Raw genomic sequence first — 25,307 nt, 5'->3', positions numbered from 1 at the left:
TGGTGATGCCGGGCGACAACGTGTCCTTTGGCGTCGAACTGATCGCGCCGATCGCCATGGAACAGGGCCTGCGCTTCGCCATCCGCGAAGGCGGCCGCACCGTCGGCGCAGGCGTCGTCTCAAAGATCGTCGAGTAAGGGCTTGATGATCGCTCCGGGGCGGGTTATGCGCCCCGGATCGCATATACGATTTGACCTACGGGCGGGAATCATTCCCGCCCTTCGGGTTCGAAGAGGGCCGGCGGAATGAGCCACCGGTCGTCCTATCAACTCCAAAAGCCTTGAAAGGCTGACGAAATGCAAAGCCAAAACATTCGCATTCGGCTGAAAGCGTTCGATTACCGCGTTCTGGATGCCAGCACGCAGGAAATCGTCAACACAGCCAAGCGGACCGGCGCCAATGTCCGTGGCCCAATCCCGCTGCCCAACAAGATCGAGAAATTCACTGTTCTGCGTGGTCCCCACGTTGACAAGAAATCTCGTGACCAGTTCGAGATCCGCACGCACAAGCGTCTGCTGGACATCGTTGATCCGACCCCCCAGACCGTGGACGCGCTGATGAAGCTCGACCTCGCCGCTGGCGTGGATGTCGAGATCAAGCTGCAATCGTAATCGGAGGGTATTGAAGATGCGCTCTGGTATTATCGCAAAGAAAGTCGGCATGACCCGGCTTTTCATGGAAGACGGCAAGCAGATTCCTGTGACCGTTCTTCAACTGGATCAACTGCAGGTCGTCGCACAGCGCACCACCGACAAGGACGGCTATACCGCCGTACAGCTGGGTGCCGGAACCTCCAAGGTCAAACGCGTCAGCAAGGCCATGCGCGGGCATTTCGCCGCCGCCAAGGTCGAGCCCAAGCGCAAGGTTGCCGAGTTCCGCGTGAGCGAGGACAACCTGATCGGCGTGGGTGAGGAACTCTCGGCTGAGCACTTTCTGGAAGGCCAGAAAGTCGATGTCAGCGGCACCTCGATCGGTAAGGGTTTCGCCGGTGGCATGAAGCGCCACAACTTCGGCGGCCTGCGCGCCACCCACGGTGTTTCGATCAGCCACCGTTCGCACGGTTCGACCGGTCAGTGTCAGGATCCCGGCAAGGTTTTCAAAGGCAAGAAAATGGCCGGCCACATGGGGGCTGCCCGCGTGACCACGCAGAACCTGGAAGTCGTCAAGACCGACGCCGATCGTGGCCTGGTGTTCATCAAGGGGGCGGTTCCCGGCTCCAAGGGTGGCTGGGTCACGGTCAAGGACGCGGTCAAGAAAAAGCTGCCCGATGGCGTGCCGTTCCCGGCCGGCCTGAAGAAAGCCGCAACCGAAGCACCTGCGGAAGAAGCGCCCGCGGAAGGTGGTGAAGCATGAAACTTGACGTGATCAAACTGGACGGCGGCAAGGCCGGCGACATCGAACTGGACGCCGATCTGTTCGGTCTGGAACCGCGCGCGGATATCCTGCACCGTGTCGTGCGTTGGCAACGCAACAATGCGCAGGCCGGGACCCACAAGGTCAAGACCCGCAGCGAAACCAGCTATTCGACCAAGAAGATCTATCGCCAGAAGGGCACCGGTGGCGCACGTCACGGTGACCGCAACGCGCCGATCTTCCGTGGTGGTGGCATCTACAAGGGTCCCGTCGTGCGCAGCCACGGCCATGACCTGACCAAGAAGTTCCGCAAGTTGGGCCTGCGCCATGCGCTGTCGGCCAAGGCTAAGGCGGGTGAGCTGGTCATTATCGAGGACGCAACCGCAGAGGGCAAGACCGCCGCTCTGGCCAAGCAGGTCAAGAACCTGGGCTGGAAACGCGCGTTGGTCATCGATGGCGCCGCCGTCAACGAAGGCTTCGCCAAGGCCGCCCGCAACATCGAAGGTCTGGATGTCCTGCCGTCGATGGGCGCAAACGTATATGACATCCTCAAGCGTGACACGCTGGTGATCACCAAGGCGGGTGTCGAAGCACTGGAGGCTCGTCTGAAATGAGCGCGAAAGCAGAACATTACGACGTGATCCGCAAGCCGGTCATCACCGAAAAGTCCACCATGGCGTCCGAAAGCGGCGCCGTGGTCTTCGAAGTGGCGATCGACAGCAACAAGCCGCAGATCAAGGAAGCGGTCGAAGCATTGTTCGGCGTCAAGGTGAAGGCGGTCAACACCACCATCACCAAGGGCAAGGCCAAGCGTTTCCGTGGGCAGCTGGGTAAGCGCAAGGACGTCAAGAAAGCCTATGTGACCCTTGAAGAAGGCAACACGATCGACGTGACCACCGGTCTTTGATCGGTTGGTAATTCGGAACGATGGACCCCGGCCTGGAAACAGGCCGGGGTCTCTTGCTTTCCGTGGCGCCGCGAATGTCGGCTTTTCTGCCATCCTACGAAATTTCCACTACTTCGCGTTCTGCGGCTTTGCTAAACTTCTGAGATGAAGCCGAAAATCCTGACAACACTTCAGACCTACGACGGCCTAACATTCCGGGCAGATGTCCTGGCGGGGATTACAGTGGCCATGGTCGCGCTCCCGCTTAGTCTGGCTATTGCAATCGCGTCCGGAGCGTCCCCTGCGCAAGGTCTGGTCACGGCCATCGTCGCGGGTTTCCTCATCTCGCTTCTGGGGGGAAGCAGGGTCCAAATCGGTGGACCAACTGGAGCGTTCATTGTCGTCGTCTATGGCGTAATTGCCGATCATGGATATGACGGGCTGGTGCTGGCGACATTAATGGCGGGTGTGATCCTGGTGATCGGGGGATACCTGCGGGCCGGACGCCTGATGCGCCTTGTCCCCGAACCCGTCATCAACGGCTTCACCATTGGCATCGCAGTCATTATCGCCACCAGCCAACTCAAGGACCTCTTCGGCCTGTCCATCGCCAACGTACCTGCCGAGTTCTTTGAAAAATTGGAAGCCCTTTGGGGCGCGCGAGACAGTACAAATCTCGCTGCACTTTGCATCGGGGTCGCCACAATGATCCTGATCGTCACCTTCCGCAGGCTGGCACCAAAACTGCCAGGCCTGATCGTAGCCGTTGCCGTGACCTCTGCCGTTGTCGCTGTGATGGCACTTTCCGTAGATACGATTCAATCAAGGTTTGGCGATTTGCCAAACAGCCTTCCGCTCCCGGCCTTGCCAGAGGTCAGTTTGGCGCGGGCGTCTGAATTGCTGCCAAGTGCCTTCGTCATCGCCTTCCTCGCGGGGGTCGAGTCTCTCCTGTCGGCAATGGTGGCGGACAGAATGATACAGGGACGCCATAGGCCGAACGCCGAGTTGCTGGCTCAAGGGGCCGCGAATATCGGATCATCTTTGTTTGGCGGACTGCCCGCGACCGGCGCGATTGCCCGAACGGCGACGAATGTGCGCGCAGGAGGCAAGACCCCCGTTGCAGGTCTCGTTCATGCCGTGACGATCCTGATTGTCATGTTGGTCGCTGCGCCCCTCTCAGGCTATCTGGCGATGCCAGCACTGGCGGGCTTGCTCATCCTCACAGCTTGGAACATGAGCGAACCGCACAGATGGGCAGGCTACCTGAAAGAGCGTCGTTCAGATCAGTTCCTTCTCATCCTCACTCTTGTCCTGACGGTTGTGGCCGATCTGACGGTGGCCATCGGCGTGGGCGTCGCGGTTGGTCTGGCGCTGCGCTTGCAACGGCGCGATATTCCCCCTTCGGATTGGGATGTTCCAAGTAGGTGACTGGGTAGTTTGCCAAAGTGGTAATTGGCGCATCTGCGGCGAAAGCTCGCTTCGTCCGCACTCCGGTCTTTCCAACATGTTTCTTCATGCGGGCGCTTGACCTCATCTCCTGTGTTGACTAATGGAACCCATCGCTTCCGCCCCGGATTCGTCCAGGGCGGTTGTTCTTTTGCCGACAGGCAAGCTAACCGGGGACCTTCGGGGCCCTACGACTCTGGCACCTGCGGGGGCCTCAAACATAGCGGCGGGCAAACCTGCCGCATTGCTAAACGGAAGACAGAAAGCATGGCACTCAAGTCGTATAAGCCGACGACGCCGGGCCAGCGCGGGCTGGTGCTGATCGACCGTTCGGAGCTGTACAAAGGACGTCCGGTCAAATCCCTTACCCAGGGTCTGACCAAATCGGGCGGCCGGAACAACACCGGGCGGATTACAATGCGTCGCACGGGCGGTGGGGCAAAGCGCCTCTACCGGATCGTCGATTTCAAGCGCAACAAGCTGGACGTGGCGGCGACCGTCGAACGGATCGAATATGACCCGAACCGGACCGCATTCATCGCCCTGATCAACTATGCCGATGGCGAGCGCGCCTATATCCTGGCTCCGCAGCGTCTGGCTGTCGGTGACCAGGTCATCGCCGCTGCAAAGGCCGATATCAAACCGGGCAACGCGATGCCGTTCTCGGGCATGCCGATCGGTACAATCGTGCACAACATCGAGATGAAGCCCGGCAAGGGCGGTCAGATCGCGCGCGCCGCGGGCACCTATGCCCAGTTCGTCGGCCGTGACGGTGGCTATGCCCAGATTCGCCTGTCTTCGGGCGAGTTGCGCCTGGTGCGTCAGGAATGCATGGCGACCATCGGTGCCGTGTCGAACCCCGACAACAGCAACCAGAACTTTGGTAAAGCCGGCCGTATGCGCCACAAGGGCGTTCGCCCCTCTGTGCGTGGTGTCGTCATGAACCCGATCGACCACCCGCATGGTGGTGGTGAAGGCCGGACTTCGGGTGGTCGTCACCCGGTGACGCCATGGGGCAAGCCGACGAAGGGTGCAAAAACCCGCAACAAGAACAAAGCGTCCAGCAAGCTGATCATCCGCTCGCGGCACGCCAAGAAGAAGGGACGCTGATAGATGTCTCGCTCTGTTTGGAAAGGTCCTTTTGTCGACGCATATGTGTTGAAAAAGGCCGAAGCGGCCCGCGAAAGCGGTCGCAACGAAGTCATCAAGATCTGGTCGCGCCGCTCGACGATCCTGCCCCAGTTCGTGGGCCTGACGTTTGGCGTCTACAACGGCAAGAAACACATTCCAGTCAACGTCAGCGAAGACATGATCGGTCAGAAGTTCGGTGAATATTCCCCGACTCGGACCTATTACGGTCATGCCGCGGACAAGAAAGCGAAGCGGAAGTAAGTCATGGGCAAGGAAAAGAACCCCCGCCGCGTGGCCGACAACGAAGCAATGGCAAAACTGCGCATGCTTCGCACCAGCCCGCAGAAACTGAACCTGGTTGCCGCGATGATCCGTGGCAAGAAAGTCGATCGTGCGCTGACCGATCTGACCTTCTCGAACAAGCGGATCGCCGAGGACGTGAAAAAATGCCTTCAGTCCGCGATTGCGAATGCCGAGAACAACCACAACCTGGACGTCGATGAACTGATCGTCGCCGAGGCCTATGTCGGCAAGAACATGACACTCAAGCGCGGACGCCCACGGGCCCGTGGCCGGTTCGGCAAGATCATGAAGCCGTTCTCGGAACTGACCATCAAAGTTCGCCAAGTCGAGGAGCAAGCCTAATGGGTAACAAAGTCAATCCGATTGGCATGCGCCTTCAGGTGAACCGCACCTGGGACAGTCGCTGGTATGCGGACACCAAGGACTATGGTGACCTGCTGCTGGAAGACCTGAAAATCCGCGAGTTCATCAAGGAAGAGTGCAAGCAGGCCGGCGTCAGCCGCGTGATCATCGAGCGTCCGCACAAGAAGTGCCGCGTCACGATCCACACAGCACGTCCGGGCGTCATCATCGGCAAGAAAGGCGCGGATATCGAAACGCTGCGCAAGAAGATTGCCAACATGACCGACAGCGAACTGCACCTGAACATCGTGGAAGTGCGCAAGCCCGAGCTTGACGCCGCGCTGGTCGGCGAGTCCATCGCCCAGCAGCTCGAGCGCCGGGTGTCGTTCCGTCGCGCAATGAAGCGGGCCGTTCAGAACGCCATGCGCATGGGCGCCCTGGGTATCCGGGTGAACCTTGCCGGTCGTTTGGGGGGCGCCGAGATCGCACGGACCGAATGGTATCGTGAAGGTCGCGTTCCGCTGCACACGCTGCGTGCCGACATCGATTACGCACATGTAGAGGCCTCGACCGCCTACGGGATCATCGGGATCAAGACCTGGATCTTCAAGGGCGAGATCATGGAACATGACCCCGCTGCACGTGACCGTAAAGCTCAGGAACTCCAGGATGGTCCCGCACCTCGTGGTGCCGGCGGTCGCCGCTAAGGAGATACGACAATGCTTCAACCAAAACGTACAAAATTCCGCAAGATGCACAAAGGCCGGATCAGCGGTCTCGCAAAAGGCGGAAGCGATCTGAACTTTGGCACCTACGGTCTCAAGGCTCTTCAGCCCGAGCGCGTAACCGCCCGTCAGATCGAAGCTGCGCGTCGTGCCATGACCCGTCACATGAAACGTCAGGGCCGTGTCTGGATCCGTATCTTCCCGGATACGCCGGTCACCTCCAAACCCACCGAAGTCCGGATGGGTAAGGGCAAGGGTTCTGTCGATTTCTGGGCGGCCAAGGTCAAGCCGGGCCGCGTGATGTTCGAACTTGACGGCGTCAATGACGACGTCGCGCGCGAGGCCCTGCGCCTTGCCGCGATGAAGCTGCCGATCAAGACCCGCATCGTGGTCCGCGAAGATTGGTAAGACCCGGCTCTGCCATATCAGGACATGACAAGGCCCCCTTCGTTGCATCGGAGGGGGCCTTTTCCGTCAGGGTCTGCCCGGGGATCAGAGCGCCGGAAATTCCGGCCAGGGCGTGGTGGGCAGATCCTTGGCGTAGGGCATGGGATCATATGTGATTTCATGTGCCGACGCGCGCCAGGTCTGCACGGACGGGTCGGCAAGCAGAGCGTGACAATAGGCAAGGGCGCTGTCCGAAACGGGCAGACCATAGCCAACGATGCGGGCCGCGACCGGAACAAAGAAGACGTCGGCGAGCGAATACTCCCCAAAGAGCCAGCCGGAGTCGCATCCCGATACCCTGCGCGCGTGGCTCCACAGGGTCTCGAACCGCTGTACATCGGACAGGACGGCGTCCGAAGGGGCAAATCCGCGATAGCAGTGCATCAATTGCAAGGGGCAATCCGCCCTGAGCGCCGCAAACCCGCTGGCCATTTCCGCGCAGAGCCAGCGTGCGGTGGCCCGGTCTGCGGCTCTGGCGGGCCAAAGCCCCGCTCCTGGATAGCGCTCGGCCAGAGTTTCGCCGATGGCCAGGCTCTCGCCGATGACGATGCCGTCCGGCGTTCGCACCGCCGGAACCAGCCGCGCCGGCGCGAGATTGGCCATGTCGCTTGCCATCGTGCCGGCGTACAATCCGACCATGTGGGTTTCGCAGGGAATGCCGAACTTCTCGAACATCAGCCAGCCGCGCATCGACCAGCTCGAAAACATCCGGTCGCCGATAAACAGATCATAGGTCATGATCCGAGCCTAGAGGCGACGCCTTGACCGGTAAAATGGCGAATTGTGTCCGTGTCCATCACGGAAGATGATTGATGCGCCGGACCTGCCATTGCGCATCCGCAAGATGCAATTCGGTGACCGAGAGATTATCGATCCTGTTGCCGATCACCTCGCGCGCCGATTGGCCGGTGGCGCGTTCGATCTGGGTCATGATGACGCCGATATGGGCCACGGCGATGATGTGCCGGCCGCGGTATCGTTCGATCAGCCCGTCTACTGCCGGACGAATACGCTGTGCTGCCATGTTCCAGCTTTCGCCACCCGGCGGCGCGGCATCGCCCGGGGTTTCCCAGTAGGCGCGGCTCAGGTCGGGGTCGGTCTCGGTAACCTCGGAAAAATGACACCCGTCCCAGTCGCCGAAATCAAACTCCCGCAGGTCCGGCACGTCCGGCAGGCGCGTCCGTCCCGTGCTGAGCACATCGGCGGTGGCAGAGGCGCGGACCAGATCGGACGCCACCACGATCGCGTCGTCGGGCAGGAACCGGTTCAGCCGCCCGATCCGAGCCGTGTCGGACAGATCGGCCGGCACGTCGCGCCAGCCGACAAAGGCACGCTCATGTGTCGGCCCATGACGGATCCAGTGGAACGTGGTCATTCAAGCGCCCCCTTCAGTACGCGCGGCAGCCCGGCGATGACCTGCACCACCCCGTGGCACGCGCCTGCGAGCCTGATGTTGAGCCGCCCCTGCGCGTCGCGAAACCTGCGGGCGAGCGGGTTTTCCGGCACGATGCCCTGACCGACCTCGTTGGTAACGATCACCAGATCGGCGGCGCAGGTCCGGATCGCGTCAAGCAGAGCGGCCTCGGCCTCGGGAATATCGCACTCGGCCAGCATCTGGTTGCTGAGCCACATGGTTGCGCAGTCGAGCAGGCAGATCTGATGCGACGACAGCGACCGGATCGCGCCGGCAACATCCAGCGGCGCCTCGATCGTGGTCCAGGCATCGCCGCGCCGCGCCACGTGCAGGTCAATCCTGTCGCGCATCTCGGTATCAAAGGCCTGCGCGGTGGCGATGTAGACCATCGGTTTGCCCGCGCGCCCGGCAAGCTGCTCGGCAAAGGCCGACTTGCCGGATGCTGCGCCGCCCAGAACGAGTGTGTGGGTTGGTTGCACGCCTGTACTACCCATGATTGATCCAAACTTCTCTGTCCTGCGTATCTGTCATGAAAACGCAAAACAACCCGCCGAAAATCGGGTGACAGACCGGGGGAGGAGACCGGGGGTAACGATGGCTTTGGATACACGGAACGACACGTCCCTGACGCGAAGCGCCATGAAGGCCGAGATGCTGGATGCAGAAACCGAACTGCAACTGGCCTACGCCTGGCGTGATGATCGTGACGAAGCGGCGCTGCACCGCCTGATCAACGCGTATATGCGGCTCGCGATTTCAATGGCTGCACGGTATCGCCGCTATGGCGCGCCGATGAACGATCTGGTGCAAGAGGCGGGGCTCGGGCTGATGAAGGCGGCGGACAAGTTCGATCCGGACCGGGGCGTGCGGTTTTCGACCTATGCGGTCTGGTGGATCAAGGCCTCGATCCAGGATTACGTGATGCGTAACTGGTCAATGGTGCGGACAGGCTCTACCAGCAATCAGAAATCCCTGTTTTTCAACATGCGCCGGATCCAGGCACGGCTGGAGCGCGAAGCCGCAGCGCAGGGAGCGCGACTGGACCGGCACCAGCTGAACCAACTGATTTCGACAGAGGCCGGTGTGCCGCTCCGGGATGTCGAGATGATGGACGGCCGTCTGTCAGGTGCGGATTTCTCGCTCAACGCGACACAGTCGACAGAGGATGAAGGGCGCGAATGGATAGATGCCCTTGAGGACGAGGGGGCGCAGGCCGCCGAGGTGGTGGAAGATCGCCACGACCGGGCGCAATTGCGGGAATGGCTTATGATCGCGCTGAACGAGTTGCCCGAGCGCGAGCGCTTCATCGTGCGCGAGCGCAAGCTGCGCGATAAACCTCGCACGCTGGAAAATCTGGGTGAGGAGTTGGGCCTGTCGAAAGAACGTGTTCGCCAGCTTGAGGCGTCGGCCTTCCAGAAGATGCGCAAGAGCCTTGAAACCCGCTCCGACGAGGTGCAACACTTCTTCGCATGAGGATGTTGCAGATCTTTTTCCTGGCAATGCTGGCCGTTCCCGTGCGGGCGGAGGGCCAGCTTGAAAACGTGATTCCCCGGATGCAGGGCGCCGATGTGGTGATCGTTGGAGAGGTGCATGACAACCCTGACCATCACGTCAATCAGTATACGGTGCTCAAGGCGCTGCAACCCAAGGCCGTCGTGTGGGAAATGCTCACCAGTGAAGAGGCGGGGCGGATCACGTCGGAGATGATCTATGCGCCCGAGCGTCTGGCCTCGGCGGTGGAATGGTCGCAATCCGGCTGGCCCGCATTTTCAATGTATCATCAGGTTTTCCTGGCGGCACCCGATGCGCGAATCTTTGGTGGCGAGGTGCCTCGCGAAGCGGCGCTTGCCACTGTCCAGAGCGGACCGGCGAGTGCCTTCGGGGCGGAGGCCGCGCGGTATGGCTTGACCGAACCCCTGCCAAAAGCCGAAGGGGACGTTCGCGAAGCGTTGCAATTTGCCGCGCATTGCGAGGCGATGCCACGGGATCGGATGCGGACGATGGTCGATATACAGCGGCTGCGCGATGCGGTTCTGGCGCGCGAGGTCATCAAGGCGATGAACGAAACCGGCGGTCCGGTAGCCGTCATCACAGGCAACGGGCATGCCCGCCGCGACTGGGGCGTGCCGGTCTATCTGGATAGGGTACAGCCGGACCTGAACGTCTTTGTTCTGGGCCAGTCCGAGGATGGACAGATCGACGGGGCGTTTGACGCGATCATCGACAGTGACGCGCCGGCGCGCGAAGACCCGTGCGACGCATTCCGCGACAACGGATGACATGCCCTGGGGATGAAATGCTCTGGCAGATCACGATCTGCATGCCTATGGTCGAGACGATCTGAACCAGGGGGCATGCGATGCTGGCGTCAAAACGCATTTTGCTGATCATCGGTGGCGGGATCGCGGCCTACAAGTCGCTGGACCTGATCCGGCGCCTGCAGGATCGCGGCGCAAGCGTAACCCCGGTTCTGACCCGCGCAGGCGAGGAATTCGTCACGCCGCTGGCGGTGTCGGGGCTGGCGGGGCAAAAACTCTATCGGGATCTGTTCGATCTGGGGGATGAGGCCGAGATGGGCCATATCCAATTGTCGCGCAGCGCCGATCTGATCGTGGTGGCGCCCGCGACCGCCGATCTGATGGCCAAGATGGCCGGCGGTCTTGCCGATGATCTGGCCTCGACCCTGCTTCTGGCGACGGACACGCCGGTCCTGATCGCGCCGGCGATGAACGTGCGGATGTGGGAGCACCCGGCGACGCGCCGCAACCATGCGCGGCTCATCGCGGACGGTATCCGTTGCGTCGGGCCGAACGAAGGCGGCATGGCCTGTGGCGAATTCGGGCCGGGGCGCATGTCGGAACCGCTTGAGATCGTCGCGGCCATCGAAACGGCGCTTGCCGACGGGCCGCTGCGTGGCAAACGTATTCTGGTGACATCCGGACCAACGCACGAGCCGATAGATCCGGTGCGCTATATCGCGAACCGGTCGTCCGGTGCACAGGGCACGGCGGTTGCGCGGGCCCTCGCCGGGTTGGGGGCAAAGGTTGTATTCGTCACCGGGCCTGCCGATGTGCCACCACCCGAGGGCGTCGAGGTTGTGCGCGTGCAAACCGCGTTGCAGATGGCCGAGGCGGTCGAGGCCGCGCTGCCGGTCGATGCCGGGGTTTTCGCCGCTGCGGTTGCGGATTGGCGCATGGCGCAGGCCAGTGATCGCAAACTCAAGAAGAGCCGCGATGGATTGCCGGTGCTCGAATTTGCGGAGAACCCCGATATACTCGCCACGGTTTCGCGGATGACCGAGGGGCGGCCGCAGTTGGTGGTGGGTTTTGCCGCCGAAACCGACGATGTGGTGGAAAACGCAACGGCCAAGCGGAAGCGGAAGGGCTGTGACTGGATTGTGGCAAATGACGTCAGCCCTGCGACCGGGATCATGGGCGGCAGTGAAAACGCCGTGGTCCTGATCAGCGCCGAAGGTGCCGAGACATGGCCGCGCATGGGCAAGGACGCCGTGGCGCAACAGCTCGCCCAGCGGATCGCAGCGTCGCTTACGGATTGAATGAGCGTCCGGGGACAGGACGGATGACCAACAAGGGCCGGGTGAAATGGTATCAATTCGCGTAACATTCGAAGACGGAGCGGATCGGGACGTGCCGTTGCCCGCATATGAAACCGCGGGGGCGGCGGGCGCGGACCTGCGCGCGAATTTCTGCGATCGCGGAACCGTCACGCTGGCACCGGGCGCGCGGGTGCTCGTGCCGACCGGGCTGCGCATCGAGATACCGGACGGTTACGAGGCGCAGATTCGGCCCCGTTCGGGACTGGCGCTGAAAAACGGGATCACGCTGCCCAATGCGCCGGGTACAATCGACAGCGATTATCGCGGACCGCTCGGGGTGATCGTGATGAACGCGGGCGAAGCGCCGTTCGTGATCGCTCACGGCGACCGGATCGCGCAGATGGTTGTCGCGCCGGTGGTCCAGGCGCGGTTCGACCTGGCCGATGGGCTGGGCGATACGGCGCGCGGATCGGGCGGCTTTGGATCGACCGGGCGGGGCTGATGCTGCTGGTTCTGGGAATTGCGGCGCTGATCTGGTGGGGGGGCCGTTGGATGGGGGTGTCGCGACAGGCGCGGCTGGCCCTGTTGGTCACCTTGTTTGCCGTGGTTCTTCTGGTGCAGCTGATCCTGCCGGACGGGCACCCGGTCCGGGCGGCAACCGGTGGTTCGCCCGCTCTGTGGCTGTTGCTCGCCGGGTTCGCCGTGATCGTCGCACTGTACCGGCGCGGTCTTGCGGTATTGCGCAAACGGGCGCAGGCCCGAGAAACGCCTCAAACCACGCAGAAACCGCCGGGTGCCTTTACCGAAACCGAACTGGATCGCTATGCGCGCCACATCGTGTTGCGCGAAATCGGCGGGCCGGGGCAGAAGCGGATGAAACAGGCGCGTGTGCTGGTCATTGGGGCCGGTGGGCTGGGTGCGCCGGCGTTGCAATACCTCGCCGCCGCCGGGATCGGCACAATCGGCGTGATCGACGATGACGTGGTCGAAAACGCCAACCTGCAACGGCAGGTCATCCACCGCGATGCCGATATCGGCATGCCCAAGGTGTTTTCCGCGCAACAGGCGATGCTGGCCCAGAACCCGGCCGTGATGGTGCGGCCGTATCATCGCAGGCTGACGCCGGACATCGCGGCAGAACTGTTTACGGAGTATGATCTGATCCTCGACGGGACCGATAATTTCTACACGCGTTACCTGTCGAATGCCACTGCGGTTGCCGCCGGCAAACCGCTTGTCTCCGGGGCGCTGTCGCAGTGGGAGGGTCAGCTTTCGGTCTTTGATCCGTCCCATACCGGTCCCTGCTATCAGTGCATTTTCCCCGAGGCGCCGGCACCCGGGCTGGCCCCGTCCTGTGCCGAGGCGGGGGTGATCGGGCCGCTGCCCGGCGTGGTTGGTGCGATGATGGCGGTCGAGGCGATCAAGGTGGTGACGGACGCCGGCATGCCGCTGCGGGGGCAGATGCTGATTTATGATGCACTTTATGGCGAGACACGAACGATCCGGCTGTCTCCGCGCGCCGGCTGCCCGGTCTGTGGCGGCAGGGGGCGGGCCGGTTGAGCCGCGGGGCGGAAATCTCGCCTCGACCTCTGGACCCTCGGGCAGTGCGCTCATAGCTTGCGCTTCAAAAGGAGATTGCCATGACCAACCCGATCCTGACCGACTGGAACACGCCGTTTCAGATTGCCCCGTTTGACGCGATCTCTGACAGCGATTTCGCCCCGGCGCTCGACAGCGCGCTGGAGCAGCACAGGGCCGAGATCGCGGCGATTGCGGAAAATCCCGAGCCGGCGAGCTTTGCCAATACGGTCGAGGCACTGGAAGCGGCGGGAGAGGCGCTGGACAAGGTTCTGTCGGTGTTCTTCACGGTAGCAGGGGCTGATAGCAACCCGGATCGCGAGGCGTTGCAGCGGGAGTTCTCGCCAAGGCTGGCGGCGCATTTCTCGGACATCTCGTCCAACAAGGCGCTGTTTCGACGGGTTGCCGATCTTTGGGCGCGCAAGGATGAGTTGGCCCTCACCCCCGAGCAGGCACGGGTACTGATGCTGACCCATCGCGGTCTGGTGCGGGCCGGCGCGGCGCTTGAGGGCGATGCCGACACGCGGATGAAAGAGATCAAGTCACGCCTTGCTACACTCGGAACCGAGTTCACGCAGAACCTGCTTGCGGATGAGCGCGAGTGGTACATGGAACTGTCCGAAGCCGATCTCGACGGGCTGCCGAAATTTGCGGTGGATGCGGCGCGAGCGGCCGGCAGGGAAAAGGGCGTCGACGGCCCGATCGTCACCCTGTCGCGGTCAATCATCGTGCCGTTCCTGCAATTTTCGCCACGCCGGGACCTGCGCGAACGGGCCTACGAGGCCTGGGCGGCGCGGGGGGCGAATGGCGGCGCGACGGACAACCGCGACATTGCCGCCGAGATCCTGGCCTTGCGCCAGGAGCGGGCGGCTTTGCTGGGTTATGACAGCTTTGCGGATTACAAGCTGGAAACCGAAATGGCACGCACGCCGGACAGGGTACGTGATCTGCTGATGGCTGTCTGGGAACCTGCCAAGGCACGGGCGGACGCGGATGCCGAAGTGCTCAGCCAGATGATGCATAACGACGGCATAAACGGTGCGCTGGAGCCATGGGACTGGCGATACTATGCGGAGCGGCGGCGCAAGGCCGAACATGATCTGGATGAGGCCGCGCTGAAGCCCTATCTGCAACTGGACCGGATGATCGATGCCGCGTTCTCCTGCGCCAACCGTCTGTTTGGGCTCGAATTCAGGGCGGTGAACCTGCCGCTTTATCATCCGGACTGTCGGGCATGGGAGGTGACGCGCGAGGGCGAGCATGTGGCGCTGTTCATCGGAGACTATTTCGCACGCGGCTCGAAACGGTCGGGGGCCTGGTGTTCGGCGATGCGGTCGCAGGCCAGGTTCCCGCGTGAACAGGCACCGATCGTCATCAATGTCTGCAACTTTGCCAAGGGCGAGCCGGCGCTGCTGTCCTATGACGATGCGCGCACGCTGTTTCACGAGTTCGGCCACGCGCTGCATCAGATGCTGTCGGATGTCACCTATGAGAGCATCTCAGGCACCTCGGTTGCCCGCGATTTCGTGGAACTGCCCAGCCAGCTTTACGAACACTGGCTGGAGGTGCCCGAGGTGTTGCGCGAGTTTGCGGTGCATGCCGAAACCGGTGAACCGATGCCTGCGGAGATGCTCGACAAGGTTTTGGGGGCCGCGACATTCGACATGGGTTTCCAGACGGTGGAATATGTCGCCTCGGCGCTGGTCGATCTTGCGTTTCACGAGGGCGACGCGCCAGCCGATCCAATGGCGCGACAGGCCGAGATCCTGCAAGATCTCGGGATCCCACACGCGATCAGGATGCGCCATGCGACGCCGCATTTCGCGCATGTTTTTGCCGGTGACGGGTATTCCAGCGGCTATTACAGCTACATGTGGTCCGAGGTGATGGATGCCGATGCCTTTGCCGCATTTGAAGAGGCGGGCGGTGCGTTCGATCCCGAGCGTGCACAGGCGTTGGAGGAGCATATCCTGTCTGCCGGAGGGTCGCAGGAACCGGATGTTCTGTATACCGCATTCCGGGGGCGCCTGCCCGAGGTCGGGGCCCTTTTGAAAGGGCGCGGGTTGGCGGCATGAAGGAGAGCGGGATGGACAAGCAAGCGACGGAACCGGCCGAAACCGCACCGGCGGCAGATCTGCAAAAGGTATCCGTGTCCGATCCGGGCTTCGAGATGTATGTGGATCTCATGGCCAGGTGTCTGACGGACATGATCTATGGCGCGGATCGCCAGATCGTGCGACGCGGTAAGACGGTTCCGTTTGACAAGAAGAAGCGTTTTCAGGGCCGCGACTGGCCCGTTGTCGGGCACAGCATGGCCGGGATCAGGCGGTTGCAGAACGTGGCACATCTTACCGACCGGGTCATTGCCGAGGATGTGCCAGGCGATTTCATCGAAACCGGCGTCTGGCGCGGCGGCGCATCGGCTATGGTGCGTGGTGTGCTCAAATTTCGCGGGGTCGAGGATCGCCGGGTCTACCTCGCCGACAGTTTCGAGGGTTTGCCACCGCCCAACGAAGAGGATTATCCGGCGGACAAGGGAAGCCGTTTTCATACGCGAGGTCGCTTGGCGGTGGGAGTCGATGCAGTCAAGAAAACCTTCGAGGCCTATGATCTGCTGGATGACCGGGTCGAGTTCGTGGTCGGCTGGTTCAAGGATACGCTGCACGCGCTCGACGTGCCCCAATTTGCCTTGATCCGGTTGGACGGCGATATGTACGAGTCGACCATTCAGGCGATTTCGGCGCTCTATCCCCGGCTGGCACCGGGCGGATTTCTCATCGTCGACGACTATGGCGGGATCAAGGCCTGCCGGCAGGCGATCCACGATTACCGGGATGAACACGGGATCACCGAAGAGATCCACAAGATCGACCACACCGGAGTCTGGTGGCAAAAGACCTGACGCGTGTCGCGACGTCAGTAGCCGAGCGCGCGATCCACGACATGCAGGAACGGTTCGCCGGCTTCGCCCCGGCGGATGTTCTCGGCGATGGTCTGGCTTGCCGTGCCTTCGCGCGTGGCCGAGGCGATATGCGGCGTCACGGTGATCTTTGGATGCGCCCAGAACGGATGATCTGCGGGTAGCGGCTCGACGCGGAACACATCCAGTGTCGCATGTGCCAGCTGTCCGCTGTCCAGTGCAGCGATCAGGGCGTTGTCGTCGATCAGCGGGCCACGTCCGGGATTGATCACAATGGCACCGCGCGGCAGTTCCGCAAGCGTGTCGGCATTCAGGATATCGGTCGTGACCGGCGTGTCCGGCAGCAGCAATACGAGGATCTGCGCGGTTGAGAGCGCGGTCTGCAAGCCGTCATAGCCGTGATAGGTGGCGACCTGCGGCACCGTCTTGGCGCTCCGGCTCCAGCCGCTGACGGGAAATCCGAGCCCGGTCAGGGCGGCGGCGCAGGCCTGTCCGAGCGCGCCCATGCCCAGAATGGTGACGGGGCGATCCTCGGCCAGCGGAGGGACCGCAGTGCGCCATTGACCGTCCTGACCAAGGATGTGGGCGTCCATCCCCAGATGGTGGCGCAGCACGTGTCCGGTCACCCATTCGACCATGCCCTGTGTCAGCCCGTGATCGACCATGCGGGTCAGAGGCACCTTCAGCGTTTCGTTCTGCACCACGTCCTCAACCCCGGCCCAGAGGTTCAGAACCGCCTTGAGCCGCGTGTAGGGTCGGAAATCCTGAAGCGAGCTGTTGGGGGCGTAGATGATATAATCGACCTCGGCGGGTGGAAAATCCGGGCGCAGTTCAAATTCGAGTCCGGCCTGCGACAAAGCCCTGCTCAGCGGCGCCTCGTATGTGGCCCAGCGTTCGGATTTGGCGGCGAAGAGAATATTGATGGTCAAGGTATTACCGTCTTTGTTGGCGTGGGCGATGGATGTGCGCGCTGTGAACCAGACCGAAGGCGACCATCAGGACAAGCATGGCCGATCCGCCATAACTGACCATCGGCAGGGGCACGCCGACAACCGGCGCGAGCCCCATCACCATCGACATGTTCACCGCGAAGAACAGGAAGAAGTTGAGCCCGATCCCGAGCGTCACCAGAGATGAAAACCGGTCGCGCGTTGCAAGCGCCGTGTAGACACAGAACACGATGATAAGGGCATAGAGTGTGAGCAGGGAAAATCCGCCGACGAAACCGAATTCCTCGGCCAGGGTGGTAAAGATGAAATCGGTGTGCTTTTCCGGCAGGAAGTTCAGGCGCGATTGCGTGCCCTGCATGAATCCCCGCCCGGTCCATCCGCCGGACCCCAGGGCGATCTTGGATTGCGTGATGTGATAGCCTGCACCGAGAGGATCGCTCGAAGGATCGAGGAATGTGTCGATGCGCCGGTACTGGTAGTTCTTGAGCAATTGCCATTCGGTGCCGCGGCTTTCGAACACGGCGGTAATCAGGCCGGCCCCCGCGGCGATCACAGCGGCGAAATAGGCCCAGTGCACGCCCGCAAGGAACATCAGACCGCCGCCCGCCGCCAGCAGCAGGATCGAGGTGCCGAGGTCCGGTTGTTTCAAAACCAGGGCAGTGGGCAACAGGATCAGCGCCACCGGGATCATGACCCAGAACGGGTGCGATGTCCGTTTCGCGGGGAGCCAGTCGTAATAGGCAGCCAGCACCATCACCAGCGCGATTTTCATGAGCTCCGACGGCTGCAGGCGCATGAACCCGAGATTGATCCAGCGTTGCGCGCCCTTGCCCTCTTCGCCGATCGTTGCCACCAGAACCAGCAGGACGACTCCGACGATATAGGCGAGAACCGACATGTTGCGCCAGAACCAGATCGGCACCATCGCAACGACCACCATCGCCGCGAACCCGACGGCAAAGCGCTTGATCTGCGGTTCCGCCCAGGGCTGAAAAGACCCTCCGGCAACCGAATAGAGCATCAGGAACCCGACGCTCGCCACGCTGATCAGCAGCAGAGTCAGAGGCCAGTTCATGTGCAGCATCTTGCGCGGACCGGTCGGGGTCGATTTGACGTTGTGCTCAAGATAACTCATGCGCGGTCGCTCACCGGGGCACTGACGCCGGGGTAATCCCGGTGCAGGCGTTCTTGCTGGGCCTTGATCTTGCTGCGATCCGCTGCGGGGTAGGCCGACAGGGGCGGGGTGTCGCCATACAGGGCCTGCAACATGACATCGCGTGCGATCGGGGCCGCTGCGGTCGATCCGCCGCCGCCATGTTCGACGATGACGGATACCGCGTAGCGCGGATTGTCGTAGGGTGCGAAACACACGAAGAGCGCATGATCGCGCCGTTCCCACGGCAGGTCGCTGTTGCTTATGACACCCGCCGCACGCTCGGCCTTGGTGATGTTGCGCACCTGGCTGGTGCCGGTCTTGCCGGCCATGCGATAGCTGTCTTCTATGATGCGGCTGCGATAGGCCGTGCCGCGCCGGTCGTTGCAGACGTCATACATGCCCCTGCGTACCTGCCGCAGATGGTTTTCGTTCATGCCAAGCGAGTCACCGGCACCGCTGGGTTGTTCGATGCCGTTGATCTTCTTGACAAGGCGCGGGGCGACCTCGCGGCCGGTCGCGAGCCGGGCCGACATGACCGCGAGCTGAAGTGGCGAGGCCAGCATGTAACCCTGACCGATGGAGGAGTTCGCGGTGTCACCGATCCGCCAGACATCGTTGTGAACCCGCTGTTTCCAGGCCCGGTCGGGGGCCAGCCCTTCGGCGACGGCCGACATCGGGATGTCGTGCCTCACGCCCAGCCCCAACCGCTTGGCCATTGCGGATATCTTGTCGATCCCGACCTTGATGGCGATGTCATAATAATAGACATCGCAGCTCCGCTTGAGCGAGGCGTTCAGGTCCACATGACCATGCCCGCCGCGTTTCCAGCAATGGAACCGGCGGCCGGATACTTCGAGATGGCCGGGGCACCAGACGGTTTCTCCGGAACCGATCACGCCTTCTTCGAGCGCGGCCATTGCGGTGATCATCTTGAAGGTCGATCCGGGCGGATACGTGCCTTGCACCGTCTTGTTCGCAAGCGGGCGATAGGGGTCCTCGGTGAGGCTGCGATAATCGGCGACCGATATGCCGCGCACGAATAGGTTCGGGTCAAAGCTGGGGGACGAGCAGATCGCCCGCAGATCGCCATTTTCGCAGTCGATGACAACGGCGGCGGCGCTTTCTTCGCCCAGCCGTGCCTGTACATATCCTTGCAGGTCGGCATCGACGGTGAGTTGCAGATCGGCACCCGACTGACCCTCGCGCCGGTCCAGTTCGCGCATCACCCGGCCCGTGGCATTGACCTCGACCCGCTTGGCACCGGCCTTGCCACGCAACACGTCTTCGCGCTTGGCTTCCAGCCCGACCTTGCCGATCTGGAACCGCGGGATCCGCAATACCGGTTCCGGGTCGTCGATCTGCTTGAGGTCGTAGTCGCTCACCGGTCCGACATAGCCGATCACATGCGCGAGATCCGCGCGGCGGGGATAGACGCGGGTCAGGCCGACCTCGGGCGTGATGCCGGGCAGGGCGGGCGCGTTTACGGCGATCTTGCTGATGTCTTCCCAACTGACCTGATCGGCGAGGGTGATCGGCAGGAAGGGCGGACTGCGGCGCATTTCGGTCAGCGCCTTGTTCAGGTCTTCTTCGTCCAGTTCCACGAGCCGGGACAGGTCCGCGATGACCTTGTCAACGTCGCCGGCATCTTCGGGAACGATGATGATCCGGTAACTCGGCGAGTTATGCGCCAGTTGCTCGCCATTGCGGTCGAACAATTCGCCCCGCGCGGGCGGCAGCAGGCGGATGTTGACCCGGTTCTCTTCGGCGAGCAGGCGAAACTGGTCGGCCTGATCCACCTGCATATAGCGCATGCGCATGCCCAACGCACCGACCAACGCCAACTGTGCACCCCCCAGAAGCAGCGTTCTGCGGCTCATCTGGCGGTGTGTCGAGTCGAGTTCCCTCGGGTTGCGTCGCATCAGCGGTTCCCCAATGCATCGGAGTTGCCGGGCGATGGCCTGCGCACGCCCAGAAGGGTCTGGGTCACGAAGGCCGCGAGCGGATATATGGCCATGGTGAGCACCATCTGAATAAGATGCAGCGATAGCGGTGCCCTGTCCACCAATGTCATCGTCAGAATGAGCCGGTCGAGAACCGTGATGCCCGCGATGACCACGCAGACATTGAACCATTCCACGATAAAGCTCGTTTCGCCATGGCTGTTGGCGCGGCTTTTGAGGAATTCGCACCCCAGGACCACCAGCAACGCCATGAGGCCCGGAGGGCGCTGAAACAGCAGATCCGCCATCAGGATCACCGCCGCCACGCTGAGTGCGGGCACGTAATCGGGACGGCGCAGGGCCCAGGCGAGGATGAAGGCGATCAGAAGATCAGGAGGCGCCCAGTTGCGCGGCGTGGTCTCCAGCGGCATCAAGTGGAAAAAAATGATCACCGCGCACAGGACAAGAAACCACAGGCGCATCGCCCAGGTATGTGACAGCGGCATGTCACTCATCACCCAGCACCCCTGATTGGGCCGTGTTGCGTGGCGCAAGCGGTGTCACGATGCTCCCGGGGTCCGAAATCATCTCGGTTCCGTGGTGCCGCAGGACCCGCAGGAATTCGAGTCGTTCGTAATCCGCCGCGAGGCGGACGCGCAGCCGCCCGGACGGGTCGGCGGCGACCTGACCGATCAACAGACCCGCAGGAAAAACCCCGCCGTCGCCGGAACTGATCACCCGGTCGCCGGGCCGCACCAGATCGGTATTTTCAAGGAAATCCAGTATCGGTGCGGCGGAGTTGTCACCGGCGACCAGCGCGCCCTGACCCGAGGGCTGAATGGTCGCGGGGACCGAGCTTGCCGCATCCGTCAGCAGGATGACCCGCGATGTCGTTTCCCCGGTGCCCGAAATGCGTCCGACAAGCCCGATGCCATCCATTGCTGCCCAGCCGTCGACGATGCCGTCCCGGGCACCGACATTCAGCAAGACCGATTGCCGGAACGGAGATCCGGAATCGGCCATCACCACGCCGGTGATGTAGGTCAGGCGGGGATCGAGCCGCACGTTGCTGAGATCAAGGAGTCGGGCGTTTTCCTGTTCCAGTTGCAGCGCCGCTTCCTTCCAGGCCTGCATCTGGCGCAGCTCGTCCCGCAGGTCGCGATTCTGCTCGGCCAGTCGCTGATAGCTCTGGAAATCGCGGATCAGGTTGATGGCGCCCGTCACCGGGGCCATCGCCCAGCTCATGTTGGGCACGACCTTGTCGGTGACCTGCGCACGAAATCGCTCGACGCGGGGGCTGTCGATCCGCCAGACCAGGAAGATCGCAAGCAGGCACAGGCACAGGATCCCCAGCAGAAGGCGGCGCAGCGGGGTCGTATAGTCATCGCGTTGTGAACGGTCCTTGGCCAACGGAACCTCTTTTGCGGCGCGCGGGCACCTGCGGTCGATGCTAGGAAAAGGTGGGTGCCCTAGCTGTCGTAGTCAATCGCGTGTCGCAGTTGTTTTTCGAATTCCAGCGCTTTGCCGGTGCCCAGGGCAACACAATTCAGACTTTCATCGGCGATCGAAACCGCCAGTCCGGTCTGCTCGCGCAGCGCCAGATCCAGATCGCCGAGCAACGCGCCGCCACCGGTCAGCATCACGCCCCGGTCAACGATATCGGCGGCAAGATCCGGCGGTGTCGTTTCCAGCGCGGTCATCACCGCTTCGCAGATTTGCTGTACCGGTTCGGACAGGGCTTCTGCCACCTGTGCCTGGCTGACCTCGAGTTCGCGCGGCACGCCGTTCAGCAGGTCGCGCCCGCGAATCTGCATCGAGGCGCCGCGCCCGTCATCGGGCATCCGGGCGCTGCCGATGCTTGTCTTGATCCGTTCGGCGGTGCTCTCACCGATAAGCAGGTTCTGCTGGCGGCGCAGATAGGCAATGATCGCTTCGTCCATGCGGTCGCCACCCACCCGGATCGAACGGGCATAAACGATGTCGCCAAGGCTCAGTACCGCAACTTCTGTGGTGCCACCGCCGATATCCACCACCATGTTGCCGGTCGGATCGGTGATCGGCATGCCCGCCCCGATGGCGGCGGCAATCGGTTCCGCGATCAGCCCCGCCTTGCGCGCACCGGCGCTCAGCACCGAGGTACGGATCGCGCGCTTTTCCACCGGGGTCGCGCCGTGCGGGACACAGACGATGACCTTGGGCTTGGAAAAGGTCGAGCGGCGGTGAACCTTGCGGATGAAATGTTTGATCATTTCTTCGGCGGTGTCGAAATCCGCGATGACTCCTTCGCGCATCGGGCGGATCGCCTCGATGGAACCGGGGGTTCGTCCCAGCATCAGCTTGGCATCTTCACCGACGGCGAGTACGCGTTTGACGCCATCCTTGACGTGATAGGCAACAACCGAGGGTTCGCTCAGGATTATGCCTTTCCCCTTGACATAGACCAGCGTGTTGGCCGTTCCGAGGTCGATCGCCATATCCGAGGCAAAGATGCCGCCAAAATTTCCGAAGATCGACATGCACGTGGTCCTGTAGGTTACTGCAAATTGGGCCTGCGACTCGTACCGAGCCAAGCCGTGCATCTTATATGCCCGTGCCGGGATGTGCGAAAGGTCCGAATTCCTATCGATCAGCGCATTATTGCCCGTTTCTGCCATGCAGGGGGCGTTTGATGCGCTGTGCGCGGCGCGCACCGCGCGGGGTCTTCTGGCATATCGCCGGATTAGACGTCACATCAGGCGGTTTTGCGGATGCAATCTCGGGCTTGTCGCAACCAAATGGCGGCTCTAGTGTTGCGGTCAAAAGCCGACAGGGCAAGAGACCCATGCCGATAGCAAGGAGACCACCATGCTCAGATTTCTGATCGGCACGACATTCGTGCTGGGAGTGTTCTGTACGGCCGCGGTTGCCGCACCGTTGAAGTTGACCCCCGCCAATCCGCAACCTGCGTCGGTCAAGAGCGGTCTTGATGTGAGCTATGGCTATTCGGAAACCAAGTTCAAGACATTGTCGCGGGCCAAGCAGATCCATGCCGCGAATCCGCAGCGCGGCGAACCGTTACGTGGCCTCGACTATCGCGAAAAAGAGTTTGGCGAACTCAATCTCACCGCCACGCAGCCGTGGTATTTCGCTGCCAGGATCAAGGGATATTACCGGTTCGATGCCCCCGGCGTCTATGACATCGAGATGTTTACCAATGACGGACTGGACGCCAGCATCGGCGGTCAGCAGGTCGGTTATTTCTCGGGCATCCAGGGATGTGAAGGAACGGTCGTGACCCAGGTCGAGGCACCGGTCGCCGGCTGGTACGATCTCGACATTCTCTATTATCAGAACGCCGGCACGTCCTGTCTGATGATGAAGGCCGGTCCCACCGGGCAGAAACGCAGCTGGGTACCGAACAGCGCCTTTGGTCGATGAGCTTACAAACGCGCGCGAATTGGCTCGCGCGCGCTTTTTGGCGGTCGTTTTTGACGCCTTTCGTCAGGACACGTCCTTGTAGCTGATCTCGCGGACATCGCTGCCCGGGGCGGATTTTTCACGCCGGGTGATCAGCCGGTTGAGCGCATTGACATAGGCCTTGGCGCTGGCGACCACGGTGTCGGTGTTGGCCGACTGCCCGGTCGAGATCATCCCGTCTTCTTCCAGCCGAACGGAGACGGTTGCCTGCGCATCGGTGCCCGCGGTGACCGCGTGCACCTGATAAAGCTGCAGATGCGCGGCATTCGGGTAAAGCTCGCGAATGGCTTTGAACGACGCATCGACCGGACCATCGCCATGTGCGGTCGCGATCGAATCCTTGCCGTCGATTTCCATCTCTATCGTGGCCTCCGCCGGGCCGCCTGTGCCACAGACCACCTTCATCGACACGATTTGTAGATGGTCGTTTTCGGGATCTTCGCCTGCCCGCATCAGCGCGACGATGTCATCGTCGAACACTTCTTTCTTGCGGTCGGCCAGTTCCTTGAACCGCACGAACAAATCCTTGAGCTGGTTGTCGCCGATCTCAAAGCCAAGTTGTTCGAGCTTGTCGCGCAGCGCGGCGCGGCCTGAATGCTTGCCCATGACGAGGTTGGATGCGGTCAAGCCCACATCCTCGGGGCGCATGATCTCGAAATTCTCGGGATTCTTGAGCATTCCATCCTGGTGGATACCGGATTCATGCGCAAAGGCGTTCTTGCCGACGATGGCCTTGTTATACTGCACCGGAAAACCGCTGACCGTGGCGACCCGGCGGCTGATATTCATGATCCTGGAGGTGTCGATGCCGGTGTGCCAGGGCATGATGTCGTGGCGCACTTTCAATGCCATCACCACTTCTTCAAGGGCGGTGTTGCCAGCCCGTTCGCCGAGGCCGTTGATCGTGCACTCGATCTGGCGGGCGCCGCCTGCGACGGCTGCAAGGCTGTTGGCGGTCGCCATGCCAAGGTCGTTGTGGCAATGGGTGGCAAAGACCACCGTGTCGGCACCGGGTACCTCGGCGATCAGCCGCTTGATCAGATCGGCGCTCTCGACCGGGGCGGTATACCCCACGGTGTCCGGAATGTTGATCGTGCTGGCGCCGGCCTTGATCGCGATCTCGACAACGCGCTTGAGGTAATCCCATTCGGTGCGGGTGGCGTCCATCGGTGACCATTGCACATTGTCACAGAGATTGCGCGCATGGGTCACGGTTTCATGGATCCGATCGGCCATTTCATCCTGTGTGAGATTCGGGATCGCGCGGTGCAGCGGTGACGTGCCGATGAAGGTGTGGATACGTGGCTGCGCGGCGTTTCTGACCGCCTCCCAGCAGCGGTCGATATCGCCGATATTGGCGCGGGCGAGGCCGCAAATCACGCTGTTACGGGAATTCGCGGCAATTTCGCTGACCGCCTTGAAGTCGCCTTCGGAGGCGATGGGAAACCCGGCCTCGATGATATCTACGCCCATCTCGTCGAGCAGGCTGGCGATTTCGAGCTTTTCCGTGTGGGTCATCGTCGCGCCGGGGCTCTGTTCGCCATCGCGCAACGTGGTGTCGAAGATCAAGACGCGATCTTTGTCAGTTGTCTGTGTCATGTCGGGTTCTTTCGTATCTGTCCTAAAGCCAATGGCGCGCAGGCTGCATCCTCTGAGCGGGCGCGCCGGTTGGCACGCTCAGAGGCGCTTTAGGATCAGTAGGCC

The 25,307-nt window shown here is 62.1% G+C and carries 28 protein-coding genes and 1 pseudogene; 19 read left to right on the top strand and 10 right to left on the bottom strand.

Translation table 11 applies throughout. The features are described from left to right. From tuf to rplP, 11 genes and pseudogenes are all read left to right on the top strand, one after another. Positions 1-137, top strand: a pseudogene (tuf, locus tag AB9K34_RS03425) (elongation factor Tu); the annotation flags it as partial. Between the two features lie 159 nt (positions 138-296). Next, positions 297-611, top strand: coding sequence for a 30S ribosomal protein S10 (gene rpsJ, locus AB9K34_RS03420; RefSeq protein ID WP_008756422.1), 315 nt, complete (start codon positions 297-299; stop codon positions 609-611). A gap of 16 nt (positions 612-627) precedes the next feature. Then, on the top strand, positions 628-1,353 hold the full coding sequence (gene rplC / locus AB9K34_RS03415) for a 50S ribosomal protein L3 (RefSeq protein ID WP_369953047.1): 726 nt from the start codon (positions 628-630) through the stop codon (positions 1,351-1,353). Continuing rightward, on the top strand, positions 1,350-1,967 hold the full coding sequence (rplD, locus tag AB9K34_RS03410) for a 50S ribosomal protein L4 (RefSeq protein WP_369953043.1): 618 nt from the start codon (positions 1,350-1,352) through the stop codon (positions 1,965-1,967). Before rplC ends, rplD begins: the two co-directional genes overlap by 4 nt. Next, positions 1,964-2,260, top strand: a complete 297-nt coding sequence (locus tag AB9K34_RS03405) for a 50S ribosomal protein L23 (protein WP_369953042.1) — start codon at positions 1,964-1,966, stop codon at positions 2,258-2,260. The genes rplD and AB9K34_RS03405 overlap by 4 nt, the downstream gene beginning before the upstream one ends. 144 nt (positions 2,261-2,404) lie before the next feature. Then, positions 2,405-3,667 carry a SulP family inorganic anion transporter gene (locus AB9K34_RS03400; protein WP_369953041.1) on the top strand — a complete coding sequence of 421 codons (1,263 nt, stop codon included), beginning with the start codon at positions 2,405-2,407 and terminating at the stop codon, positions 3,665-3,667. A gap of 285 nt (positions 3,668-3,952) precedes the next feature. Beyond that, the gene (gene rplB / locus AB9K34_RS03395) at positions 3,953-4,795 is read left to right on the top strand and encodes a 50S ribosomal protein L2 (protein ID WP_369953040.1); all 843 of its coding nucleotides are present in this window, start codon (positions 3,953-3,955) and stop codon (positions 4,793-4,795) included. A gap of 3 nt (positions 4,796-4,798) precedes the next feature. After that, entirely contained in the window at positions 4,799-5,077 is a 279-nt protein-coding gene (rpsS, locus tag AB9K34_RS03390; RefSeq protein WP_106609258.1) for a 30S ribosomal protein S19, read from the top strand. Between the two features lie 3 nt (positions 5,078-5,080). Then, on the top strand, positions 5,081-5,461 hold the full coding sequence (gene rplV, locus AB9K34_RS03385; RefSeq protein WP_369953039.1) for a 50S ribosomal protein L22: 381 nt from the start codon (positions 5,081-5,083) through the stop codon (positions 5,459-5,461). Continuing rightward, positions 5,461-6,168, top strand: coding sequence for a 30S ribosomal protein S3 (gene rpsC, locus AB9K34_RS03380; RefSeq protein ID WP_369953038.1), 708 nt, complete (start codon positions 5,461-5,463; stop codon positions 6,166-6,168). The genes rplV and rpsC overlap by 1 nt, the downstream gene beginning before the upstream one ends. Positions 6,169-6,180: 12 nt before the next feature. Then, positions 6,181-6,594, top strand: a complete 414-nt coding sequence (gene rplP / locus AB9K34_RS03375) for a 50S ribosomal protein L16 (protein WP_369953037.1) — start codon at positions 6,181-6,183, stop codon at positions 6,592-6,594. A gap of 84 nt (positions 6,595-6,678) precedes the next feature. On the opposite strand, the gene AB9K34_RS03370 is transcribed toward rplP, so the two are convergent. Genes AB9K34_RS03370 through cobU form a run of 3 tightly spaced genes read right to left on the bottom strand, consistent with a single transcriptional unit; the run spans position 6,679 to position 8,541 of the window. Further along, on the bottom strand, positions 6,679-7,371 hold the full coding sequence (locus AB9K34_RS03370; RefSeq protein WP_369953036.1) for a glutathione S-transferase: 693 nt from the start codon (positions 7,369-7,371) through the stop codon (positions 6,679-6,681). A 58-nt stretch (positions 7,372-7,429) separates the two neighbouring features. Beyond that, positions 7,430-8,008: a histidine phosphatase family protein gene (locus tag AB9K34_RS03365; protein WP_369953035.1), complete on the bottom strand. Its 579-nt coding sequence runs from the start codon at positions 8,006-8,008 to the stop codon at positions 7,430-7,432. Beyond that, positions 8,005-8,541 (bottom strand): bifunctional adenosylcobinamide kinase/adenosylcobinamide-phosphate guanylyltransferase, encoded by a 537-nt coding sequence (gene cobU / locus AB9K34_RS03360; RefSeq protein WP_369953034.1) that lies wholly within the window; start codon positions 8,539-8,541, stop codon positions 8,005-8,007. Before cobU ends, AB9K34_RS03365 begins: the two co-directional genes overlap by 4 nt. A gap of 100 nt (positions 8,542-8,641) precedes the next feature. Between cobU and AB9K34_RS03355 the strand changes: the two genes are divergently transcribed. From AB9K34_RS03355 to AB9K34_RS03325, 7 genes are all read left to right on the top strand, one after another. Continuing rightward, complete coding sequence (locus AB9K34_RS03355; protein ID WP_369953033.1) at positions 8,642-9,520, top strand: RNA polymerase factor sigma-32; 879 nt, start codon at positions 8,642-8,644, stop codon at positions 9,518-9,520. A gap of 2 nt (positions 9,521-9,522) precedes the next feature. Then, positions 9,523-10,326: a ChaN family lipoprotein gene (locus AB9K34_RS03350; protein WP_369953032.1), complete on the top strand. Its 804-nt coding sequence runs from the start codon at positions 9,523-9,525 to the stop codon at positions 10,324-10,326. Positions 10,327-10,406: 80 nt separating this feature from the next. Next, positions 10,407-11,603 carry a bifunctional phosphopantothenoylcysteine decarboxylase/phosphopantothenate--cysteine ligase CoaBC gene (gene coaBC / locus AB9K34_RS03345; protein ID WP_369953031.1) on the top strand — a complete coding sequence of 399 codons (1,197 nt, stop codon included), beginning with the start codon at positions 10,407-10,409 and terminating at the stop codon, positions 11,601-11,603. A 46-nt stretch (positions 11,604-11,649) separates the two neighbouring features. After that, a complete protein-coding gene (dut, locus tag AB9K34_RS03340) occupies positions 11,650-12,105 on the top strand; it encodes a dUTP diphosphatase (RefSeq protein WP_369953030.1) in 456 nt (151 codons plus the stop codon). After that, a complete protein-coding gene (locus AB9K34_RS03335; RefSeq protein ID WP_369953029.1) occupies positions 12,105-13,163 on the top strand; it encodes a ThiF family adenylyltransferase in 1,059 nt (352 codons plus the stop codon). The genes dut and AB9K34_RS03335 overlap by 1 nt, the downstream gene beginning before the upstream one ends. An 80-nt stretch (positions 13,164-13,243) precedes the next feature. Next, positions 13,244-15,256: a M3 family metallopeptidase gene (locus AB9K34_RS03330; RefSeq protein WP_369953028.1), complete on the top strand. Its 2,013-nt coding sequence runs from the start codon at positions 13,244-13,246 to the stop codon at positions 15,254-15,256. Between the two features lie 11 nt (positions 15,257-15,267). After that, positions 15,268-16,083: a TylF/MycF/NovP-related O-methyltransferase gene (locus AB9K34_RS03325; protein WP_369953027.1), complete on the top strand. Its 816-nt coding sequence runs from the start codon at positions 15,268-15,270 to the stop codon at positions 16,081-16,083. Positions 16,084-16,097: 14 nt separating this feature from the next. On the opposite strand, the gene AB9K34_RS03320 is transcribed toward AB9K34_RS03325, so the two are convergent. Genes AB9K34_RS03320 through AB9K34_RS03295 form a run of 6 tightly spaced genes read right to left on the bottom strand, consistent with a single transcriptional unit; the run spans position 16,098 to position 22,663 of the window. Continuing rightward, the gene (locus tag AB9K34_RS03320; protein WP_369953026.1) at positions 16,098-17,030 is read right to left on the bottom strand and encodes a 2-hydroxyacid dehydrogenase; all 933 of its coding nucleotides are present in this window, start codon (positions 17,028-17,030) and stop codon (positions 16,098-16,100) included. A gap of 4 nt (positions 17,031-17,034) precedes the next feature. After that, a complete protein-coding gene (gene rodA, locus AB9K34_RS03315) occupies positions 17,035-18,186 on the bottom strand; it encodes a rod shape-determining protein RodA (RefSeq protein WP_369953025.1) in 1,152 nt (383 codons plus the stop codon). Beyond that, positions 18,183-20,126, bottom strand: a complete 1,944-nt coding sequence (gene mrdA, locus AB9K34_RS03310; protein WP_369953024.1) for a penicillin-binding protein 2 — start codon at positions 20,124-20,126, stop codon at positions 18,183-18,185. Before mrdA ends, rodA begins: the two co-directional genes overlap by 4 nt. Next, positions 20,126-20,662: a rod shape-determining protein MreD gene (locus AB9K34_RS03305; RefSeq protein ID WP_369953023.1), complete on the bottom strand. Its 537-nt coding sequence runs from the start codon at positions 20,660-20,662 to the stop codon at positions 20,126-20,128. The genes mrdA and AB9K34_RS03305 overlap by 1 nt, the downstream gene beginning before the upstream one ends. After that, positions 20,655-21,557 carry a rod shape-determining protein MreC gene (gene mreC / locus AB9K34_RS03300; RefSeq protein ID WP_369953022.1) on the bottom strand — a complete coding sequence of 301 codons (903 nt, stop codon included), beginning with the start codon at positions 21,555-21,557 and terminating at the stop codon, positions 20,655-20,657. The genes AB9K34_RS03305 and mreC overlap by 8 nt, the downstream gene beginning before the upstream one ends. Positions 21,558-21,616: 59 nt before the next feature. Continuing rightward, positions 21,617-22,663 carry a rod shape-determining protein gene (locus tag AB9K34_RS03295; RefSeq protein WP_369953021.1) on the bottom strand — a complete coding sequence of 349 codons (1,047 nt, stop codon included), beginning with the start codon at positions 22,661-22,663 and terminating at the stop codon, positions 21,617-21,619. Between the two features lie 328 nt (positions 22,664-22,991). Here AB9K34_RS03295 and AB9K34_RS03290 point away from each other — a divergent pair, with 328 nt between their 5' ends. Further along, the gene (locus tag AB9K34_RS03290; protein ID WP_369953020.1) at positions 22,992-23,564 is read left to right on the top strand and encodes a hypothetical protein; all 573 of its coding nucleotides are present in this window, start codon (positions 22,992-22,994) and stop codon (positions 23,562-23,564) included. 63 nt (positions 23,565-23,627) lie between these two features. On the opposite strand, the gene AB9K34_RS03285 is transcribed toward AB9K34_RS03290, so the two are convergent. Continuing rightward, positions 23,628-25,202 carry a 2-isopropylmalate synthase gene (locus AB9K34_RS03285; RefSeq protein ID WP_369953019.1) on the bottom strand — a complete coding sequence of 525 codons (1,575 nt, stop codon included), beginning with the start codon at positions 25,200-25,202 and terminating at the stop codon, positions 23,628-23,630. Between the last annotated feature and the right edge of the window lie 105 nt (positions 25,203-25,307).

The organism is Sedimentitalea sp. XS_ASV28 (genome assembly GCF_041224545.1).
Classification (GTDB): Bacteria; Pseudomonadota; Alphaproteobacteria; order Rhodobacterales; family Rhodobacteraceae; genus Sedimentitalea.
The sequence above is the reverse complement of the archived record's forward strand: the minus strand, read 5'-3'. Positions and strand labels throughout refer to the sequence as shown.

What these genes read in the sequence shown, in the direction of transcription:
- rpsJ (WP_008756422.1), top strand. Translation starts at nt 297, where the DNA reads ATGCAAAGCCAAAACATTCGCATTCGGCTGAAAGCGTTCGATTACCGC.
- rplC (WP_369953047.1), top strand. Translation starts at nt 628, where the DNA reads ATGCGCTCTGGTATTATCGCAAAGAAAGTCGGCATGACCCGGCTTTTC.
- rplD (WP_369953043.1), top strand. Translation starts at nt 1,350, where the DNA reads ATGAAACTTGACGTGATCAAACTGGACGGCGGCAAGGCCGGCGACATC.
- AB9K34_RS03405 (WP_369953042.1), top strand. Translation starts at nt 1,964, where the DNA reads ATGAGCGCGAAAGCAGAACATTACGACGTGATCCGCAAGCCGGTCATC.
- AB9K34_RS03400 (WP_369953041.1), top strand. Translation starts at nt 2,405, where the DNA reads ATGAAGCCGAAAATCCTGACAACACTTCAGACCTACGACGGCCTAACA.
- rplB (WP_369953040.1), top strand. Translation starts at nt 3,953, where the DNA reads ATGGCACTCAAGTCGTATAAGCCGACGACGCCGGGCCAGCGCGGGCTG.
- rpsS (WP_106609258.1), top strand. Translation starts at nt 4,799, where the DNA reads ATGTCTCGCTCTGTTTGGAAAGGTCCTTTTGTCGACGCATATGTGTTG.
- rplV (WP_369953039.1), top strand. Translation starts at nt 5,081, where the DNA reads ATGGGCAAGGAAAAGAACCCCCGCCGCGTGGCCGACAACGAAGCAATG.
- rpsC (WP_369953038.1), top strand. Translation starts at nt 5,461, where the DNA reads ATGGGTAACAAAGTCAATCCGATTGGCATGCGCCTTCAGGTGAACCGC.
- rplP (WP_369953037.1), top strand. Translation starts at nt 6,181, where the DNA reads ATGCTTCAACCAAAACGTACAAAATTCCGCAAGATGCACAAAGGCCGG.
- AB9K34_RS03370 (WP_369953036.1), bottom strand. Translation starts at nt 7,371, where the DNA reads ATGACCTATGATCTGTTTATCGGCGACCGGATGTTTTCGAGCTGGTCG.
- AB9K34_RS03365 (WP_369953035.1), bottom strand. Translation starts at nt 8,008, where the DNA reads ATGACCACGTTCCACTGGATCCGTCATGGGCCGACACATGAGCGTGCC.
- cobU (WP_369953034.1), bottom strand. Translation starts at nt 8,541, where the DNA reads ATGGGTAGTACAGGCGTGCAACCAACCCACACACTCGTTCTGGGCGGC.
- AB9K34_RS03355 (WP_369953033.1), top strand. Translation starts at nt 8,642, where the DNA reads ATGGCTTTGGATACACGGAACGACACGTCCCTGACGCGAAGCGCCATG.
- AB9K34_RS03350 (WP_369953032.1), top strand. Translation starts at nt 9,523, where the DNA reads ATGTTGCAGATCTTTTTCCTGGCAATGCTGGCCGTTCCCGTGCGGGCG.
- coaBC (WP_369953031.1), top strand. Translation starts at nt 10,407, where the DNA reads ATGCTGGCGTCAAAACGCATTTTGCTGATCATCGGTGGCGGGATCGCG.
- dut (WP_369953030.1), top strand. Translation starts at nt 11,650, where the DNA reads ATGGTATCAATTCGCGTAACATTCGAAGACGGAGCGGATCGGGACGTG.
- AB9K34_RS03335 (WP_369953029.1), top strand. Translation starts at nt 12,105, where the DNA reads ATGCTGCTGGTTCTGGGAATTGCGGCGCTGATCTGGTGGGGGGGCCGT.
- AB9K34_RS03330 (WP_369953028.1), top strand. Translation starts at nt 13,244, where the DNA reads ATGACCAACCCGATCCTGACCGACTGGAACACGCCGTTTCAGATTGCC.
- AB9K34_RS03325 (WP_369953027.1), top strand. Translation starts at nt 15,268, where the DNA reads ATGGACAAGCAAGCGACGGAACCGGCCGAAACCGCACCGGCGGCAGAT.
- rodA (WP_369953025.1), bottom strand. Translation starts at nt 18,186, where the DNA reads ATGAGTTATCTTGAGCACAACGTCAAATCGACCCCGACCGGTCCGCGC.
- mrdA (WP_369953024.1), bottom strand. Translation starts at nt 20,126, where the DNA reads ATGCGACGCAACCCGAGGGAACTCGACTCGACACACCGCCAGATGAGC.
- AB9K34_RS03305 (WP_369953023.1), bottom strand. Translation starts at nt 20,662, where the DNA reads ATGAGTGACATGCCGCTGTCACATACCTGGGCGATGCGCCTGTGGTTT.
- AB9K34_RS03295 (WP_369953021.1), bottom strand. Translation starts at nt 22,663, where the DNA reads ATGTCGATCTTCGGAAATTTTGGCGGCATCTTTGCCTCGGATATGGCG.
- AB9K34_RS03290 (WP_369953020.1), top strand. Translation starts at nt 22,992, where the DNA reads ATGCTCAGATTTCTGATCGGCACGACATTCGTGCTGGGAGTGTTCTGT.
- AB9K34_RS03285 (WP_369953019.1), bottom strand. Translation starts at nt 25,202, where the DNA reads ATGACACAGACAACTGACAAAGATCGCGTCTTGATCTTCGACACCACG.